Genomic DNA, 14,864 nt, shown 5'->3' on the forward strand with positions numbered 1-14,864 from the left:
GAAAGGCCAGGCTCCAAGAAGCCTGACCTATAGGAAATTTGCCAATGGATTGCAAATGACAATGCTTTAATTTCATTTCAGCCGCAGCATCGCAAGGTTTGGCACGTCCAGAAAAAACGCGCCATCACTGGCGCGCCTGAGCATCCTGGGGCCGCATCGACAGCGCGATGCGCTCTGCGGTACCCAGTGGAATCTCGCCGACAACGGTCACCATCACCTTGCCCTTGGGCGTATTCAAACGGCGCGATACCGCCACGGTCGGGCCGAGCTGAGTACGTACATCGGCGCCGGAATCGTCCTTCACAGGCTCCAGGAACACCGAAAAACGGGCCAGGCCATCGTCGTACATCAGGCTGCTGATGGTGCTGTCGCGTGCCGGGTCGCGGCGAACGGTGCTATTGATGAGCTCGAAGCCGTCGGGGAGCCAATCCGAACGCCAGCCGGCCACCGCATCGGTCTTGGTGCTGGCCACACGCTCTACCGGCTTGCACGCCGCGCTCGGGTGCAGGTCCTGGTCAGTGGGCGGGTTGTCAGTTTCCAGGCGGGTCATCTGGAAGCGTTCGAGCAACTGCCCCTTGTCATTGAGCATCAATGAACGCAGGGGCAGGCCTGTCTGGCGATCCAGGTGCAACTCGAAGGCGTAGCGGTGCTGGTCCCGCGGGGTCAGGGTAACGATCACGGCATCGCGCCCGGCGACGCGCGCCTTGCCTGCAAGACGCAGGTCGTACCAGCTCATGAGCTTGAGAGGATCGAGCACTCGCGTACCCGCATCAGGCGGCGTACCTACGCCACTGACCAGGGCACCACTGACGCACTGCACCTTGCCATCCACGCGCACGATTTCCTGGGCGGCGCCATCGAGCTGCAGCAGCCGCTCGCTGACCTTGCCGTCCTGAACCCGGTGCCAGATATCGTGGGAAGAGAAGCTGCCGTTACGCTCGTAGACGAAGGAGCCCTGGTAACTCTGTTTTTGCTCGGCCTGTGCCAGCTTGTTCAACCATTCGTTCGCCTCGGGCGAAGAGTTGGCCGCCAACGCTGGCACCATCACGCAGCTGCCTATCAGCAGCGACAGAAGAGGTAGCGCGCGCATGATCCTCCTTACTTAGCGGTTTTCCAGGCTGGCAGCGCGAGCATAAGGCAGTGCGGTTTCAGTGCCTTTGAGCGCAGATTCCTGGGCATGCTGGCGCAGGTAGCCTGGCAGACGCTGATCCCAGCCGGCCTGATTCTGCAGCACACCGTTGGCCATTGGCCCGGTCGGTTGCTCACTGCTCTCACTATAGCCTGCCAGAACGGCCGGGCCCTGAGTTTGTGGCATGCTCAGGCCTTGTTGCGCAGGCTGCTGGGAAGAAGCCAGCTCGGCACCGGTGATTTCGTCCTGGTTGTACATGCGCACACCCGCCAGCACCGCAACGGTCACCGACGCTGCAACGGCCAGGCGGCCGATGCTGCGCCAAGGGCCTTGCTTGACCTTGGCAGGCACGGCTTCGTCAGCCAGTGCGGCAGACACCGCCGAGGCGATATCCAGCTTGGGCAGCAGCAGCTCCTTGTGCATCGCTGCGCGGGCTACCTGGTAACGCGACCAGGTGGCACGGGTTTCGGCATCGTCGACGGCATTCAGCACCCGACGCAATTCCAGTTCGTCCGCTTCGTTATCCATCACCGCGGACAGCGATTCCTGCAAAGCTTCACGACTCATGGCGGTTCCTCTCTTGGCTGTCGCCGCTGTCTCAGGTTTCCTGCAACAACGGCTGCAGGGCTTTATCTATGGCCTCCCGAGCGCGGAAGATTCGAGAGCGCACGGTACCCACCGGACATTGCATGACACTGGCAATGTCTTCGTAACTCAACCCGTCGAATTCACGCAGGGTCAATGCCGTGCGCAGATCTTCGGGCAGTTGCTGGATGGTGCGATGGACAGTGCCTTCGATTTCATCCCGCAACAACGAGCGCTCTGGGGACTCGAGATCCTTGAGACCATGATCGCCGTCGTAAAACTCCGCATCCTCGGAGCTCACATCACTGTCTGGAGGCCGTCTTCCACGGGACACCAGGTAATTCTTCGCCGTGTTGATGGCGATGCGGTACAGCCAAGTGTAAAACGCACTGTCTCCGCGGAAATTGCCAAGCGCACGGTAGGCCTTGATAAAGGCTTCCTGCGCCACATCCTGGGCTTCGTGGGTATCGTGAACGAACCGCACGATCAACCCGAGAATCTTGTGCTGATACTTCAGCACCAACAGATCGAACGCTCGCCTGTCGCCGCGCTGCACGCGCTCGACAAGCTGCTGATCCTCTTCCTGGGTTAGCATGAACACTCCTCAGTGAACTTGAAGGAGCGTTGCAAAAGCCATCGTTCAGGCTTGCAAACATAGACTCGGGCTTTTCGCAAAAGTTCTCTCCTCCAAGCAAGTTTCCTGCGGCCCTTGGTCGGCTCGCACGGAAGACGCGGCGCGGGCACGGCCGGCTGCGTCGATAATCAGGTTTCGGATACGCAGGTGTCAGCCCGGATAGAGCTGCCGCCACGCGTCGCCGCGCGAAATTCTGGCGCACGGGCAGCCTTCATAGGATTTCCAGGCGTACAGGAAAGTTCCCCCGAAGATCGCCGTAACGTCGCAGGTGGCATGGAAATTGTCTACCGCAGGCTGCTATAAAGGCAGCCCGGCCTGCGTTCACGATAGTTTCACAATGCCATCTGCGCGTGACTATTGTGCCGCGCCCCTTTCCAAGATTACTAGTGTCCCGACATGAGCCAACAATTCCAACATGATGTCCTGGTGATCGGCAGCGGCGCCGCCGGTCTCAGCTTGGCACTTAACCTTCCCGGCCATTTGCGCATTGCCGTGCTGAGCAAGGGCGACCTGGCCAACGGTTCGACCTTCTGGGCCCAGGGCGGCGTCGCCGCGGTGCTGGACGATACCGATACCGTGCAGTCCCATGTCGAGGACACGCTCAATGCCGGCGGCGGCCTGTGCGACGAAGCCGCGGTGCGCTTCACCGTCGAGCACAGCCGCGAAGCCATCGAGTGGCTGATCGAACAAGGCGTGCCGTTCACCCGTGACGAGCATTCCAGCGTCGACGATGGCGGTTTCGAGTTCCACCTGACCCGCGAAGGCGGCCACAGCCATCGGCGCATCATCCATGCCGCCGATGCCACCGGCGCGGCCATCTTCACCACGCTGCTGGCCCAGGCGCGCCAGCGTCCGAACATCGAGCTGCTCGAACAGCGCGTGGCGGTGGACCTGATCACCGAACGGCGGCTGGGCCAGGCCGGTGACCGCTGCCTGGGGGCCTACGTGCTGAACCGCAACAGCGGTGAAGTGGACACCTTTGGCGCGCGCTTCACCGTGCTGGCGACCGGCGGCGCGGCCAAGGTCTACCTCTATACCAGCAACCCCGACGGCGCCTGTGGCGACGGCATCGCCATGGCCTGGCGCGCCGGTTGCCGGGTCGCGAACCTGGAATTCAACCAGTTCCACCCCACCTGCCTGTATCACCCACAAGCCAAGAGCTTCCTGATCACCGAAGCCCTGCGCGGCGAAGGCGCCCTGTTGCGCCTGCCCAATGGCGAGCGCTTCATGCCGCGCTTCGACCCGCGCGAGGAGCTGGCCCCACGCGATATCGTCGCCCGCGCCATCGACCACGAGATGAAGCGCCTGGGCGTGGACTGCGTCTACCTGGACATCACCCACAAGCCAGCCGATTTCATCAAGAGCCACTTCCCCACCGTCTACGAGCGCTGCCTGACCTTCGGCATCGACATCACCCGCCAGCCGATCCCGGTGGTGCCAGCGGCCCACTACACCTGCGGCGGGGTGGTGGTCGACGATCGCGGGCACACCGACGTGCCCGGCCTGTACGCCATCGGCGAAACCAGCTGCACCGGCCTGCACGGCGCCAACCGCATGGCCAGCAACTCGCTGCTCGAATGCTTCGTCTATGGCCGCGCCGCTGCTGCGGACATCCAGGCGCACCTGGCGCAGATCAAGATGCCCAGCGCCCTGCCCGGCTGGGATGCCAGCCAGGTGACCGACTCGGACGAAGACGTGATCATCGCGCACAACTGGGACGAGTTGCGCCGCTTCATGTGGGACTACGTGGGCATCGTGCGCACCAGCAAGCGCCTGCAGCGCGCCGAACACCGCGTGCGCCTGCTGCTTGACGAGATCGACGAGTTCTACAGCAACTACAAGGTCAGCCGCGACCTGATCGAACTGCGCAACCTGGCCCAGGTGGCGGAGCTGATGATCCGCTCGGCGATGCAGCGCAAGGAAAGCCGTGGGCTGCACTACACCCTGGATTACCCGGGGATGCTGCCCGAGGCCAAGGACACCATCCTCAGCCCGGTCTGAAAATCCGCGGTGCTTCCATCTCCGGCAAGCCGGCTCCCACAGGAACAGTACAGGCCAAGATCCCTGTGGGAGCCGGCTTGCCGGCGATGGAACGGCTCACAACCTGTTCATTGCCCCAATGCCTCTGCCCACCTGCGCCGACTGAACTTGAGCCTGACCCGCAGCCGGCGATGCTGATCGGCCGCCAGCGCATCGCGAGGCACGCACTGGCTCTGGCCAAACCACCGCCCTGCCCTGACGAACCGCAACACCACCAGCCCAGGCAGCGCCACGCTGTCTCGGCACAAGCGCACCGGCTGCCAACCTTGTGCACGGCTGAACACCCGCCAGCCAAGCGCGTCTCGGCGCACACCGGTGATGGCGTGGTTATCGTTCAGCAGGATTCGTCGGGGAATGGCCCAGCAAGCGTGGGCGATACAGGCAGCCAGAACGGCAAGGCAGCACCACCAGGGCAGCACACTCGGCCACAAGGCCATCTGCGCCAGCACCTGGCAGGCCAGGTAGGCCGTCAGCAGCAGGCGTGAGCCCTGCCAACGGCACTCGAAGGATTCACTTGGGCTGGACACGGTCCAGGATGATGCGGACCATGCGCTGCAGCTCCGGGTCTTCGGACTCGGTACGCTCCATGAACCAGCCGAACATGTCCTGGTCCTCGCAGCTCAACAGGCGAACGTAGAGCTCGCGGTCGGCTTCGCTGAGGGTCGGATAGACTTCCTGGGTGAATGGCACCAGCAGCACGTCCAGTTCCAGCATGCCGCGGCGGCTGTGCCAGAAAAGCCGGTTGAGTTCAGTTTGTTCGACCATGGGGCCCTCCTCGAATGGTCGCGCAGTATACCGCGCCAAACCGCGCGCGACACCGGGCGTTGGTCTAGTCACCTACCTATTTTGTTACCGGCGTTCTATGATGGCCGCCAGACTTTAGCCACCGCGATGACCCATGGCCGATTCCGCTTTCTTCAGCCCCCTGTCCCACGAGGGCATCCTCGCCGTCCGCGGCTCCGACGCCGGCAAGTTCCTGCAGGGCCAGCTGACCTGCAACATCAACTACCTGAGCCTCGAGCACGCCGGCCTCGGCGCCCGCTGCATGGTCAAGGGGCGGATGCAGTCGAGCTTTCGCATCCTTCCCGAGGGCAATGGCTACCTGCTGGCGATGGCCAGCGACCTGCTCGAGGCGCAACTGGCCGACCTGAAGAAATACGCAGTGTTTTCCAAAGCCACGCTCAGCGACGAAAGCGCGGCCTGGGTGCGCTTCGGCCTGCAGCAAGGCGATGCCGCGCTGCAAGCCCTGGGTTTGAGCGTGCCGGCCAGCGCCGGCGCCACCGTGCGCCATGACGGCCTGATCGCCATCACCGCCTCCGCCGGCCGTGTCGAGCTGTGGGTACCGGCCGACAGCGCCGCCCGCGTGCGCGAAACATTGGCCGCCACCTTGCCTGAAGGCAGCCTCAACGACTGGTTGCTGGGGCAGATCCGCGCCGGTATCGGCCAGGTCATGGGCCCGACCCGCGAGCTGTTCATCCCGCAGATGATCAACCTGCAGGCGGTCGACGGCGTCAGCTTCAAGAAAGGCTGCTACACCGGCCAGGAAATCGTCGCGCGCATGCAGTACCTGGGCAAGCTCAAGCGCCGCCAGTATCGCCTGGCCCTGGCCGAGCAGCAGGTCCCTGCGCCGGGCACGGAAATCTTCTCGCCCACCCACGGCTCCTCGGTTGGCGAAGTGGTGCTTGCGGCCAGCACCAGCCAGGGCTGCGAGCTGCTGGCAGTGCTGAGCGCCGATGCGGTGGAAGATGACAACTTGCACCTGGGCAGCCTGCAAGGGCCGCGCCTGGCGCTGTTGAGCCTGCCTTACGAACTGGACCGCGACCGGGAAATCCAGCGCTGACCAGCACGCCACCACTGCGGTAGAGAAGTTCATGAACAAGCTGGCCGAGACGGTTCAAGCACAGTTGCTCGCTGCCATCGACAACGATGACCTGGTCCTGCCGACCTTGCCGGAAGTCGCCCTGAGCATCCGCGAGGCCGCCGAAGACACGGAAATCAGCGTTGCCGCGCTGAGCAAGGTGATCGGCCGCGACGCGGCGCTTTCGGCACGCCTGATCAAGGTGGTCAACAGCCCGCTGCTGCGTGCGGCGGTCGAAGTCACCGACCTGCACACCGCCATCACCCGCCTGGGTATCAACTACAGCTGCAACCTGGCCATCGGCCTGGTGATCGAGCAGATTTTCCATGCCCGGTCTTCGGCTGTAGAGCAGAAACTTCGCGATATCTGGGCCAATAGCCTGGAAGTGGCAGGCATCAGCTATGAACTGTGCCGACGCTACACCCAGCTCAAACCCGACCAGGCGACCCTGGGCGGGTTGGTCCACCAGATTGGCGCGCTGCCGGTGCTGATCTACGCCGAAGAGCACAACGAGCTGCTTTCCGACCCGGTCTGCCTGCACTATGTGATCGAGCAGATCCAGCCAGTACTGGGCGACAAGATCCTGTCTTCCTGGGAGTTTCCCGAGCAGCTGGTCAACCTGCCGAGCCAGGTCCAGGACCTGGACCGCAGCACCGACAAGGTCGACTACATCGACGTGGTGCAGATTGCCCGCTGCCTGAGCCAGCGCGCGCGCAGCCGGCCGCTGGCGGCGCTGCCGGCCTATCGTCACCTGGGCTTGCCGTATGGCACCGAGCTGGAAATCGCCGAGCTGCTCGAAGCGCGGAGCATGTTGCGCTGATCAGCGGATGACCGCTCTGGCCCCGCGAAGGGGCCGGCATTGCCAACCCTTCAATCGGCGATGAAACTCACCCGCACCTTCAGCCCACCCTGCTCGCCATCATGCAGGCTGATCTGCGCCAGATGCGCCCGGCAGATCTCGCCGACGATGGCCAGCCCCAGGCCACTGCCCTGGGCTCCGCGCCGATAGAAGCGCTCGAACACCCGCTCGCGCTCATCCTCGGGAATCCCTGGCCCATCGTCCTCGACCTCCAGCACCGCCGGCGCCAGCACCCGCAGGATCACATTGCCGCCTGCCGGGGTATGCGCCAGGGCATTGTCCACCAGATTGCTCAGCAACTCGTTGAGCAAGGTCGGTTCGCCCTTGAGCCACACCGGCGCCTCGGCTTCCAGCGCCAATGCCACGCCGCGGTTATGCGCCAGTGGCGCCATGGCCATGCCCAGCTCGCGCGCCAGCTGGCTCAGGTCCAGGCGCTGCGCGCCGCCTTCGGCAATCGCCCGGGCGCCGTTTTCCACGCGCGCCAGCGACAGCAACTGGTTGGCCAGGTGCGTCAGGCGATCGGTACCCTGAGCGGCCGATTCCAGGGTCTGGCGCCACTGCTCGGGCTGCTGAGAGCGCAGGCCCAGCTCGACCCGCGCCTTGAGCGCGGCCAGCGGCGTGCGCAATTCGTGCGCGGCCTCGGCGATGAACTGCGCCTGGCGCTCGAACTGCCCGCGCAAGCGCTCGGTGAAGTGGTTCAGGGCATGCACCAGTGGCCCGAGTTCGCGCTGCACCTGCACCACCGGCAGCGCCCGCAGGTCGTCCGGCTGGCGCTCTTCCACCGCCGTGCGCAGGCGCTCCAGGGGCCGCAGCGCGGCGCTCACGGCAAACCACACCATCACCAGCGCCCCCAGCGCCAGCAAGCCCAGGCGCAGCAAGGTGTCGGCCATCAGCCCGCGGGCCATGCGCACCCGCGCCTCTTCGGTCTCGGCCACGCGGATTTCCGCCATGCCGTTCATGTTCGGCTCACTCACCGCCTTGAGCAGGCTGACCACGCGTACATCCTGGCCCAGGTAGGAGGCGTCGTAGAAACGCGCCAGCGCCGGGTAGTCGTCGGTGCGCGGGGTGCCGGGCGGCGGCGGCGGCAGCTTCTCGTAGCCCGAGATCAGCTTCTGGTTGATGTCCAGCACCTGGTAGTAGATGCGCCCGGCGCTGTCGTAGGCGAAGGTGTCGAGCGCCACGTAGGGCACATCCGCGCTCAGGGTGCCGTCGCGCTGGGACAGCCCGGCGGCGATGGTCCTGGCCGAGGCCAGCAAGGTCCGGTCGTAGGCGGTGTCGGCAGCTTCGCGGCCATTCCAGTAGGCGCTCAGGCCACTGGCCAGCATCAGCACCACCAGCAACAACGCCAGGTTGCCCAGGAGCCGCCCGCGCAGGCTGCCGTTGTCACGCATCGCGATGCTCGAGCAAGTAGCCCAGGCCACGGAAGGTGACGATGGCCACCGGCTGGCCATCGAGTTTCTTGCGCAGCCGGTGGATGTAGATTTCGATGGCATCGGGGCTGGCTTCCTCATCCAGGCCGAACACCTGGGCGGCCAGCTGCTCCTTGCTCATCACCCGGCCCGGGCGGGCGATCAGCGCCTCCAGCACACTCTGCTCGCGCGAGGTCAGGGTCAGGTTGTCTTCACCCAGGGTAAAGCGGCGGGTGTCCAGGTCATACACCAGCGGCCCGCAACGCTGCTGGCGCTCGCCACCGAGCACGCTTCGGCGCAGCAACGCCTTGACCCGCGCCTCCAGCTCGGTGAGCTCGAAGGGTTTGGCCAGGTAGTCGTCGGCGCCAAGGTTCAGGCCGTGCACGCGGTCCTTCACATCGCTGCGCGCGGTGAGCATCAACACCGGCAGGGTCTTGCCCCGGCTGCGCAGGCGCGCCAGCACCTCGAAACCGTCCATGCGCGGCAGGCCCACGTCGAGCACGGCAACGGCGTATTCCTCGCTGGCCAAGGCCAGATCGGCGGCCACGCCATCGTGCAATACATCCACGGTCAGGCCATGGCTTTTCAGGGCCTGGGCCACGCTTTCGGCCAGTTGCAGGTGGTCTTCGACCAGCAGCACACGCATCGGATTCTCCCTGCTCGGGTGGGGCGGTGGCGCGGAGTGTACCGCTGTCGCCCGGCCTGTGAAGCCCTTTGTGACAAACCTTTCGCGCTGAAAGGTTAGCGAAAGGTTGGTTGCCTAGCATCGCACCACGGTCGCCCCATGCGCCGAAAAAAGCACCAGCAAGGTGCAACGAATAAGAACAATAAACGGAGCCATCCCGATGCTGTCATCGCAGCCGCAGGCATTCGCACCTGCCCGTTCCCTGTCCGCACGCCCCTCGGCCATCGCCAGTGCCCTGGCCCTCGCCGGTGTCGCCCCAATGAGCCAGGCCGCCTTCTTCGAAGACAGCACGGCGACCTTCGAAACCCGCAACATGTACTTCAACCGCGACTTCCGCGACGGCACCAGCGCGCAGCAATCCAAGCGCGACGAATGGGCCCAGGGTTTCATGCTCAACTTCGAGTCCGGCTATACCGAAGGCCCGGTCGGTTTCGGCCTGGATGCGCTGGGGATGATGGGCATCAAGCTCGACTCCAGCCCCGACCGCACCGACACCGGCCTGCTGCCGACCCACGACGACGGCAAGGCCGCCGACGAATACTCCAAGCTCGGCCTGACCGGCAAGGTGAAGGTGTCCAGGACCGAACTGAAGATCGGCACCCTGATCCCTGAACTGCCGACCCTGCAGCCCAACGACGGCCGCATCCTGCCGCAAACCTTCGAAGGTGGCCTGCTCACCTCCCAGGAAATCAAGGGCCTGACCTTCACCGGCGGGCGCCTGGACAAGGCCAAGGACCGCAACGACACCAACTGGGAAGACCTGGCGCTCAACAACAAGAACGGGCGCTTCGGTGGCACCTTCACGGCCGACAACCTCGACCTGGCCGGCCTCGACTACACGTTCACCGACCGCATCACCGGCAGCTACCACTTCGCCCAGCTCGACGACATCTACCGCCAGCACTTCATCGGCCTGCTCGCCACCCAGCCCTGGGGCCCGGGCACCTTCGGCGCCGACCTGCGCCTGGCGCTCAGCGACGACGCCGGCGCCGCCAAGGCCGGGCGCATCGACAACACCACCTTCAACGGCATGCTCAGCTACAGCCTGGGCGGGCACAAGGTCAGCGCCGCCTGGCAGCAGCTGTCGGGCGACAGCGCCTTCCCCTACGTCGACGGTGCCGACCCCTACCTGGTCAACTTCGTCCAGATCAACGACTTCGCCGGCGCCGACGAGCGCTCCTGGCAGGCGCGCTACGACTACAACTTCGCCGCCCTGGGCATCCCCGGCCTGACCTTCATGACCCGCTACCTCAGCGGTGACAACGTCAGCCGCGCCGCCGGTGGCGAGGGCAAGGAGTGGGAGCGCAACACCGAGTTCAAGTACGTGGTACAAAGCGGCCCGTTGAAAGACGTCGCCGTGCGCCTGCGCAACGCCACCTTCCGCTCCAACTTCGCCCGCGATGCCGACGAAGTGCGGCTGTTGGTGAGCTACAGCGTGGCCCTTTGGTAAGCCAGTAGCGGTAACCCATAACAACAATGCTCACGGAGATAGACGATGACCTTTTCACTGCGCCACCTCGTTCTGGCTACCGGTTGCCTGCTGTTGGCCGGCAATGCCCTGGCCGCTGAACCGAAACGCCCCGAATGCATCGCCCCGGCCTCGCCCGGCGGCGGTTTCGACCTGACTTGCAAGCTGGTGCAGAGCGCCCTGGTGCAGGAAAAGATCCTCAGCAAGCCGATGCGCGTGACCTACATGCCAGGCGGTGTCGGCGCCGTGGCCTACAACGCCGTGGTCGCCCAGCGCCCGGCCGATGCCGGCACCCTGGTGGCCTGGTCCAGCGGCTCGCTGCTGAACCTGGCCCAGGGCAAGTTCGGCCGCTTCGATGAGAACGCGGTGAAGTGGCTGGCGGCGGTGGGCACCAGCTACGGCGCCATCGCGGTGAAAAGCGATTCGCCCTACAAAACCCTCGACGACCTGGTCGCGGCGCTGAAGAAGGACCCGAGCAAGGTGGTGATCGGCTCCGGCGGCACCGTCGGCAGCCAGGACTGGATGCAGACCGCACTGATCGCCAAGGCCGCCGGCATCAACCCGCGCGACCTGCGCTACGTGGCCCTGGAAGGCGGCGGCGAAATTGCCACCGCGCTGCTCGGTGGCCACATCCAGGTAGGCTCCACCGACATTTCCGACTCCATGCCGCATATCCAGAGCGGCAACATGCGCATCCTCGCGGTGTTCTCGGAAAACCGCCTGGACGAGCCGGAAATGAAGAACATCCCCACCGCCAAGGAGCAGGGCTACGACATCGTCTGGCCGGTGGTGCGCGGCTTCTACCTGGGGCCGAAGGTCAGCGACGAAGACTACGCCTGGTGGAAGCAGTCGTTCGACAAGATGCTCGCCTCCGAGGACTTCGCCCAGCTGCGTGACCAGCGCGAGCTGTTCCCGTTCGCCATGACCGGTGAAGAGCTGGACGGCTATGTGAAGAAGCAGGTGGCCGACTACAAGGCGCTGGCCAAGGAATTCGGCCTGATCCAGTAAGCCCGGATGGCCGGTACTGGCCTCATCGCTGGCAAGCCAGCTCCCACAGCTACAGCCGTGCTCCCTCTGTGGGAGCCGGCTTGCCGGCGATGAGGCCAGCACAGCCTCTACCTGCCCCCACGAGGATTCCCCGATGATCCTGCAACGTATCTTCGCCCTGGCCCTGCTGGCGATCTGCGCCGCGCTGGCCGTGATGGCCTGGCCCTACCAGGCCGCGTTTTCCTATGAACCGGTGGGCCCGCGCGCCTACCCGCTGCTGATGCTCGGCCTGATGGGCCTGGGCCTGCTGTACCTGGCCATCCGCCCGACGCCGATCGTGCGCAAGGACGACGAGCCGGCGCTGGACCGCGAAACCCTGACCAAGATCGGTTTCTGCGTCGGCCTGCTGATCGTCTTCGCCGCCACCTTCGAGGCCCTGGGCTTCATCCTCAGCGCCATCCTGGTCGGCATCCCCATGGCCCGCCTGTACGGCGGCCGCTGGCTGCACAGCGCCATCGTGGTGGTGGGCATGAGCCTGTTCCTCTACTGGCTGTTCGACCGCGTGATGGATGTGCCCCTGCCCCTTGGCCTGCTGAGCGTACTGGAGAACTGACACATGGATACCTTGAGCTACCTGGGCCAGGGCTTCGGCGTCGCCCTGAGCCCGTACAACCTGGTCACCGCCCTGTCGGGCACGCTGATCGGCACCGTGGTCGGCCTGCTGCCGGGCCTGGGCCCGATCAACGGCGTGGCCTTGCTGATCCCGATCGCCTTCGCCCTCGGCCTGCCGCCCGAATCGGCGCTGATCCTGCTGGCTGCGGTGTACCTGGGTTGTGAGTACGGCGGGCGGATCAGTTCGATCCTGCTGAACATCCCCGGCGAAGCCTCGACCGTGATGACCACCCTCGACGGCTACCCGATGGCGCGCAACGGCCTGGCCGGCGTGGCCCTGTCGCTGTCGGCGTGGAGTTCGTTCATCGGCGCCTTCATCGCCACCTGCGGCATGGTGCTGTTCGCCCCGCTGCTGGCGAAATGGGCGATCGCCTTCGGCCCGGCGGAGTACTTCGTGCTGATGGTGTTCGCCATCGTCGCGCTCGGCGGCATGGCCGGCGACAAGCCGCTGAAGACCTTCATTGCCGCCCTGATCGGCCTGTTCCTCTCGGCGGTCGGCATCGATGCCAACAGCGGCGTGTACCGCTTCACCGGTGACAGCGTGCACCTGGCCGATGGCATCCAGTTCGTGGTGCTGGTACTGGGCCTGTTCTCCATCAGCGAAATCCTCCTGCTGCTGGAGAAGACCCACCATGGCCACCAGGCGGTCAAGGCCACCGGGCGCATGCTGTTCAACTTCAAGGAAGCGGCCTCGGTGTTCGTGGTCAACCTGCGCTGCGGCCTGCTCGGCTTCATCATGGGCGTGCTGCCGGGGGCCGGCGCTACCCTGGCCAGTGCCGTTGCCTACATGACCGAGAAACGCATCGCCGGCGAAAGCGGCAAGTTCGGCAAGGGCGACGCCCGCGGCCTGGCCGCGCCGGAAACCGCCATCGGTGCCTCCTGCTGCGGCGCCCTGGTGCCGATGCTGACCCTGGGCGTACCAGGCTCGGGCACCACGGCGGTGATGATCGGCGCGCTGACCCTGTACAACATCACCCCCGGCCCGCTGCTGTTCGAACAGCAGCCGGACATCGTCTGGGGCCTGATCGCTTCGCTGTTCATCGCCAACATCATGCTGGTGATCCTGAACATCCCGATGATCCGCATCTTCACCCGCATCCTGGCCGTGCCGAACTGGGCCCTGGTGCCAGTGATCGCGATCATCACCGCGATCGGTGTGTACGCCGTGCATGCCACCACCTTCGACCTGTTCCTGATGGTCGGCATCGGCATCATGGGCTACATCCTGCGCAAGCTGGACTTCCCCCTGTCGCCGATCCTGCTCGGCTTCATCCTCGGCGGGCTGATGGAGCAGAACCTGCGCCGGGCGCTGTCGATTTCCAACGGCGAGCTGGACATCCTCTGGTCGAGCCCGATCAGCATGGGCGTGTGGGTGCTGGTGGTGTGCATGCTTGGCCTGCCGCTGCTGCGCATCTGGCGCAAACGCAGCCTGCAGCGCCGGGCCATGGCCGATGCCTGATCGGTCGCTGCCGCTGTTCGTTGCGACCGGGCTGGTCGGCCTTGCGGGCGGGTATCTCGCCAGCAAGGTCGGCTGGCCTTTGCCGTGGATGGTAGGCTCATTGCTGGCGATCATCCTGGTGCGCTGCCTGACGCCCTGGCAGTTGTCGGAAATCCCCCATGGCCGCAAATGCGGCCAGTGCATCATCGGCCTGGGCATTGGCCTGCACTTCACCCCGGCGGTGATCGAGCAGGTGGCCAGCCATTTCCTGCTGATCTTCTTTGCCGCGCTGTTCACCACGGTGTCCAGCGGGGTTGGCGTGTGGCTGCTGCGGCGCACCGGTGAAGACCGCGCCACGGCGTTTTTCGCCAGCATGCCTGGCGGCTCGGGGGAGATGGTCAACCTGGGCGCGCGCAACGGCGCGGTGCTCAGCCAGGTGGCGGCGGCGCAGAGCTTGCGCGTGCTGGCGGTGGTGCTGTGCGTGCCGGCGCTGTTCAAGTTGCTGATTGGGGATGGCGTGGCGCTCAATCACGCCGGCAGTGTCAGCTGGGGCTGGCTGGCGTTGATCGTGCCACTGGGGGTGGCGGTCGGTTTCCTCTGGCAGCGCCTGCGCCAGCCCAACCCCTGGCTGTTCGGGCCGTTGCTGGTGGCGGCGACGCTGAGCCTGGCGGCCAACCTGCAGATCGCCCTGCCCAATGGCGCCAGCCAGGTCGGCCAATGGCTGATCGGCAGCGGCCTGGCCTGCCACTTCAACCGCGCGTTCTTCCGCCGGGCGCCGTCGTTTCTGGGGCGCACACTAGTAGCCACTGGGTTGTGCATGCTGATTGCCGGCGCTGCGGCCTGGGGTTTGAGCCTGATGACGGCGCTGGACTTGCGCTCGCTGACCTTGGGCATGATGCCCGGGGGCATTGCCGAAATGAGCCTGACGGCGGAGACCTTGCAGTTGTCGGTGCCACTGGTGACGGCGCTGCAGGTGATGCGCTTGCTGTTCGTGCTGTTTCTGGCGGAGCCGTTATTCAGGCTGTGGAATGCTGACCCGCAGTAGAGGGAAGCGCTTTCATCGCCGGCAAGCCGGCTCTCACATGACCTGTGGGAGCCGG

At 65.2% G+C, this 14,864-nt stretch carries 15 protein-coding genes; 8 read left to right on the plus strand and 7 right to left on the minus strand.

Features of this window, described 5'->3' with window-relative positions; all coding sequences use genetic code 11:
* Nucleotides 1-124: 124 nt before the first annotated feature.
* The 3 genes from ACIPG5_RS12510 to rpoE are packed head-to-tail and all read right to left on the minus strand — an operon-like array spanning nucleotide 125 to nucleotide 2,309.
* On the minus strand, nucleotides 125-1,090 hold the full coding sequence (locus tag ACIPG5_RS12510; protein ID WP_401375317.1) for a MucB/RseB C-terminal domain-containing protein: 966 nt from the start codon (nucleotides 1,088-1,090) through the stop codon (nucleotides 125-127).
* Nucleotides 1,091-1,102: 12 nt separating this feature from the next.
* A complete protein-coding gene (locus ACIPG5_RS12515; protein ID WP_176511014.1) occupies nucleotides 1,103-1,696 on the minus strand; it encodes a sigma-E factor negative regulatory protein in 594 nt (197 codons plus the stop codon).
* Between the two features lie 31 nt (nucleotides 1,697-1,727).
* Complete coding sequence (gene rpoE, locus ACIPG5_RS12520; protein WP_003252049.1) at nucleotides 1,728-2,309, minus strand: RNA polymerase sigma factor RpoE; 582 nt, start codon at nucleotides 2,307-2,309, stop codon at nucleotides 1,728-1,730.
* 435 nt (nucleotides 2,310-2,744) lie between these two features.
* Here rpoE and nadB point away from each other — a divergent pair, with 435 nt between their 5' ends.
* Entirely contained in the window at nucleotides 2,745-4,349 is a 1,605-nt protein-coding gene (gene nadB, locus ACIPG5_RS12525; protein ID WP_401375320.1) for an L-aspartate oxidase, read from the plus strand.
* 107 nt (nucleotides 4,350-4,456) lie between these two features.
* Here nadB and ACIPG5_RS12530 read toward each other — a convergent pair whose 3' ends face one another.
* Both ACIPG5_RS12530 and ACIPG5_RS12535 read right to left on the minus strand, forming a co-directional pair.
* Nucleotides 4,457-4,915, minus strand: a complete 459-nt coding sequence (locus tag ACIPG5_RS12530) for a protein YgfX (protein ID WP_401375323.1) — start codon at nucleotides 4,913-4,915, stop codon at nucleotides 4,457-4,459.
* On the minus strand, nucleotides 4,899-5,153 hold the full coding sequence (locus ACIPG5_RS12535; protein WP_008094993.1) for a succinate dehydrogenase assembly factor 2: 255 nt from the start codon (nucleotides 5,151-5,153) through the stop codon (nucleotides 4,899-4,901). The genes ACIPG5_RS12530 and ACIPG5_RS12535 overlap by 17 nt, the downstream gene beginning before the upstream one ends.
* A 133-nt stretch (nucleotides 5,154-5,286) precedes the next feature.
* On the opposite strand from ACIPG5_RS12535, the gene ACIPG5_RS12540 reads away from it, so the two are divergent.
* Both ACIPG5_RS12540 and ACIPG5_RS12545 read left to right on the plus strand, forming a co-directional pair.
* On the plus strand, nucleotides 5,287-6,228 hold the full coding sequence (locus ACIPG5_RS12540) for a YgfZ/GcvT domain-containing protein (protein WP_401375326.1): 942 nt from the start codon (nucleotides 5,287-5,289) through the stop codon (nucleotides 6,226-6,228).
* Nucleotides 6,229-6,259: 31 nt separating this feature from the next.
* Complete coding sequence (locus tag ACIPG5_RS12545; protein ID WP_176511010.1) at nucleotides 6,260-7,066, plus strand: HDOD domain-containing protein; 807 nt, start codon at nucleotides 6,260-6,262, stop codon at nucleotides 7,064-7,066.
* A 50-nt stretch (nucleotides 7,067-7,116) separates the two neighbouring features.
* On the opposite strand, the gene ACIPG5_RS12550 is transcribed toward ACIPG5_RS12545, so the two are convergent.
* Nucleotides 7,117-8,496 carry a sensor histidine kinase gene (locus tag ACIPG5_RS12550; RefSeq protein WP_176511009.1) on the minus strand — a complete coding sequence of 460 codons (1,380 nt, stop codon included), beginning with the start codon at nucleotides 8,494-8,496 and terminating at the stop codon, nucleotides 7,117-7,119.
* Nucleotides 8,489-9,160: a response regulator gene (locus ACIPG5_RS12555; RefSeq protein WP_176511008.1), complete on the minus strand. Its 672-nt coding sequence runs from the start codon at nucleotides 9,158-9,160 to the stop codon at nucleotides 8,489-8,491. Before ACIPG5_RS12555 ends, ACIPG5_RS12550 begins: the two co-directional genes overlap by 8 nt.
* 199 nt (nucleotides 9,161-9,359) lie before the next feature.
* Between ACIPG5_RS12555 and ACIPG5_RS12560 the strand changes: the two genes are divergently transcribed.
* The 5 genes from ACIPG5_RS12560 to ACIPG5_RS12580 all read left to right on the plus strand — a co-directional run bounded on the left by ACIPG5_RS12560 (nucleotide 9,360) and on the right by ACIPG5_RS12580 (nucleotide 14,809).
* Nucleotides 9,360-10,649 carry an OprD family porin gene (locus ACIPG5_RS12560; protein ID WP_401375331.1) on the plus strand — a complete coding sequence of 430 codons (1,290 nt, stop codon included), beginning with the start codon at nucleotides 9,360-9,362 and terminating at the stop codon, nucleotides 10,647-10,649.
* A gap of 45 nt (nucleotides 10,650-10,694) precedes the next feature.
* Nucleotides 10,695-11,675, plus strand: coding sequence for a tripartite tricarboxylate transporter substrate binding protein (locus ACIPG5_RS12565; RefSeq protein WP_176511006.1), 981 nt, complete (start codon nucleotides 10,695-10,697; stop codon nucleotides 11,673-11,675).
* Nucleotides 11,676-11,808: 133 nt separating this feature from the next.
* Nucleotides 11,809-12,267 carry a tripartite tricarboxylate transporter TctB family protein gene (locus ACIPG5_RS12570; RefSeq protein ID WP_236235175.1) on the plus strand — a complete coding sequence of 153 codons (459 nt, stop codon included), beginning with the start codon at nucleotides 11,809-11,811 and terminating at the stop codon, nucleotides 12,265-12,267.
* A 3-nt stretch (nucleotides 12,268-12,270) separates the two neighbouring features.
* Nucleotides 12,271-13,785 (plus strand): tripartite tricarboxylate transporter permease, encoded by a 1,515-nt coding sequence (locus ACIPG5_RS12575; RefSeq protein ID WP_401375335.1) that lies wholly within the window; start codon nucleotides 12,271-12,273, stop codon nucleotides 13,783-13,785.
* Nucleotides 13,778-14,809, plus strand: coding sequence for an AbrB family transcriptional regulator (locus ACIPG5_RS12580; RefSeq protein ID WP_176511003.1), 1,032 nt, complete (start codon nucleotides 13,778-13,780; stop codon nucleotides 14,807-14,809). The genes ACIPG5_RS12575 and ACIPG5_RS12580 overlap by 8 nt, the downstream gene beginning before the upstream one ends.
* The last annotated feature ends 55 nt before the right edge of the window (nucleotides 14,810-14,864 follow it).

It is taken from the genome of Pseudomonas sp. NPDC087029 (genome assembly GCF_044745345.1).
GTDB classification, from domain to species: Bacteria; Pseudomonadota; Gammaproteobacteria; order Pseudomonadales; family Pseudomonadaceae; genus Aquipseudomonas; species Aquipseudomonas faucium.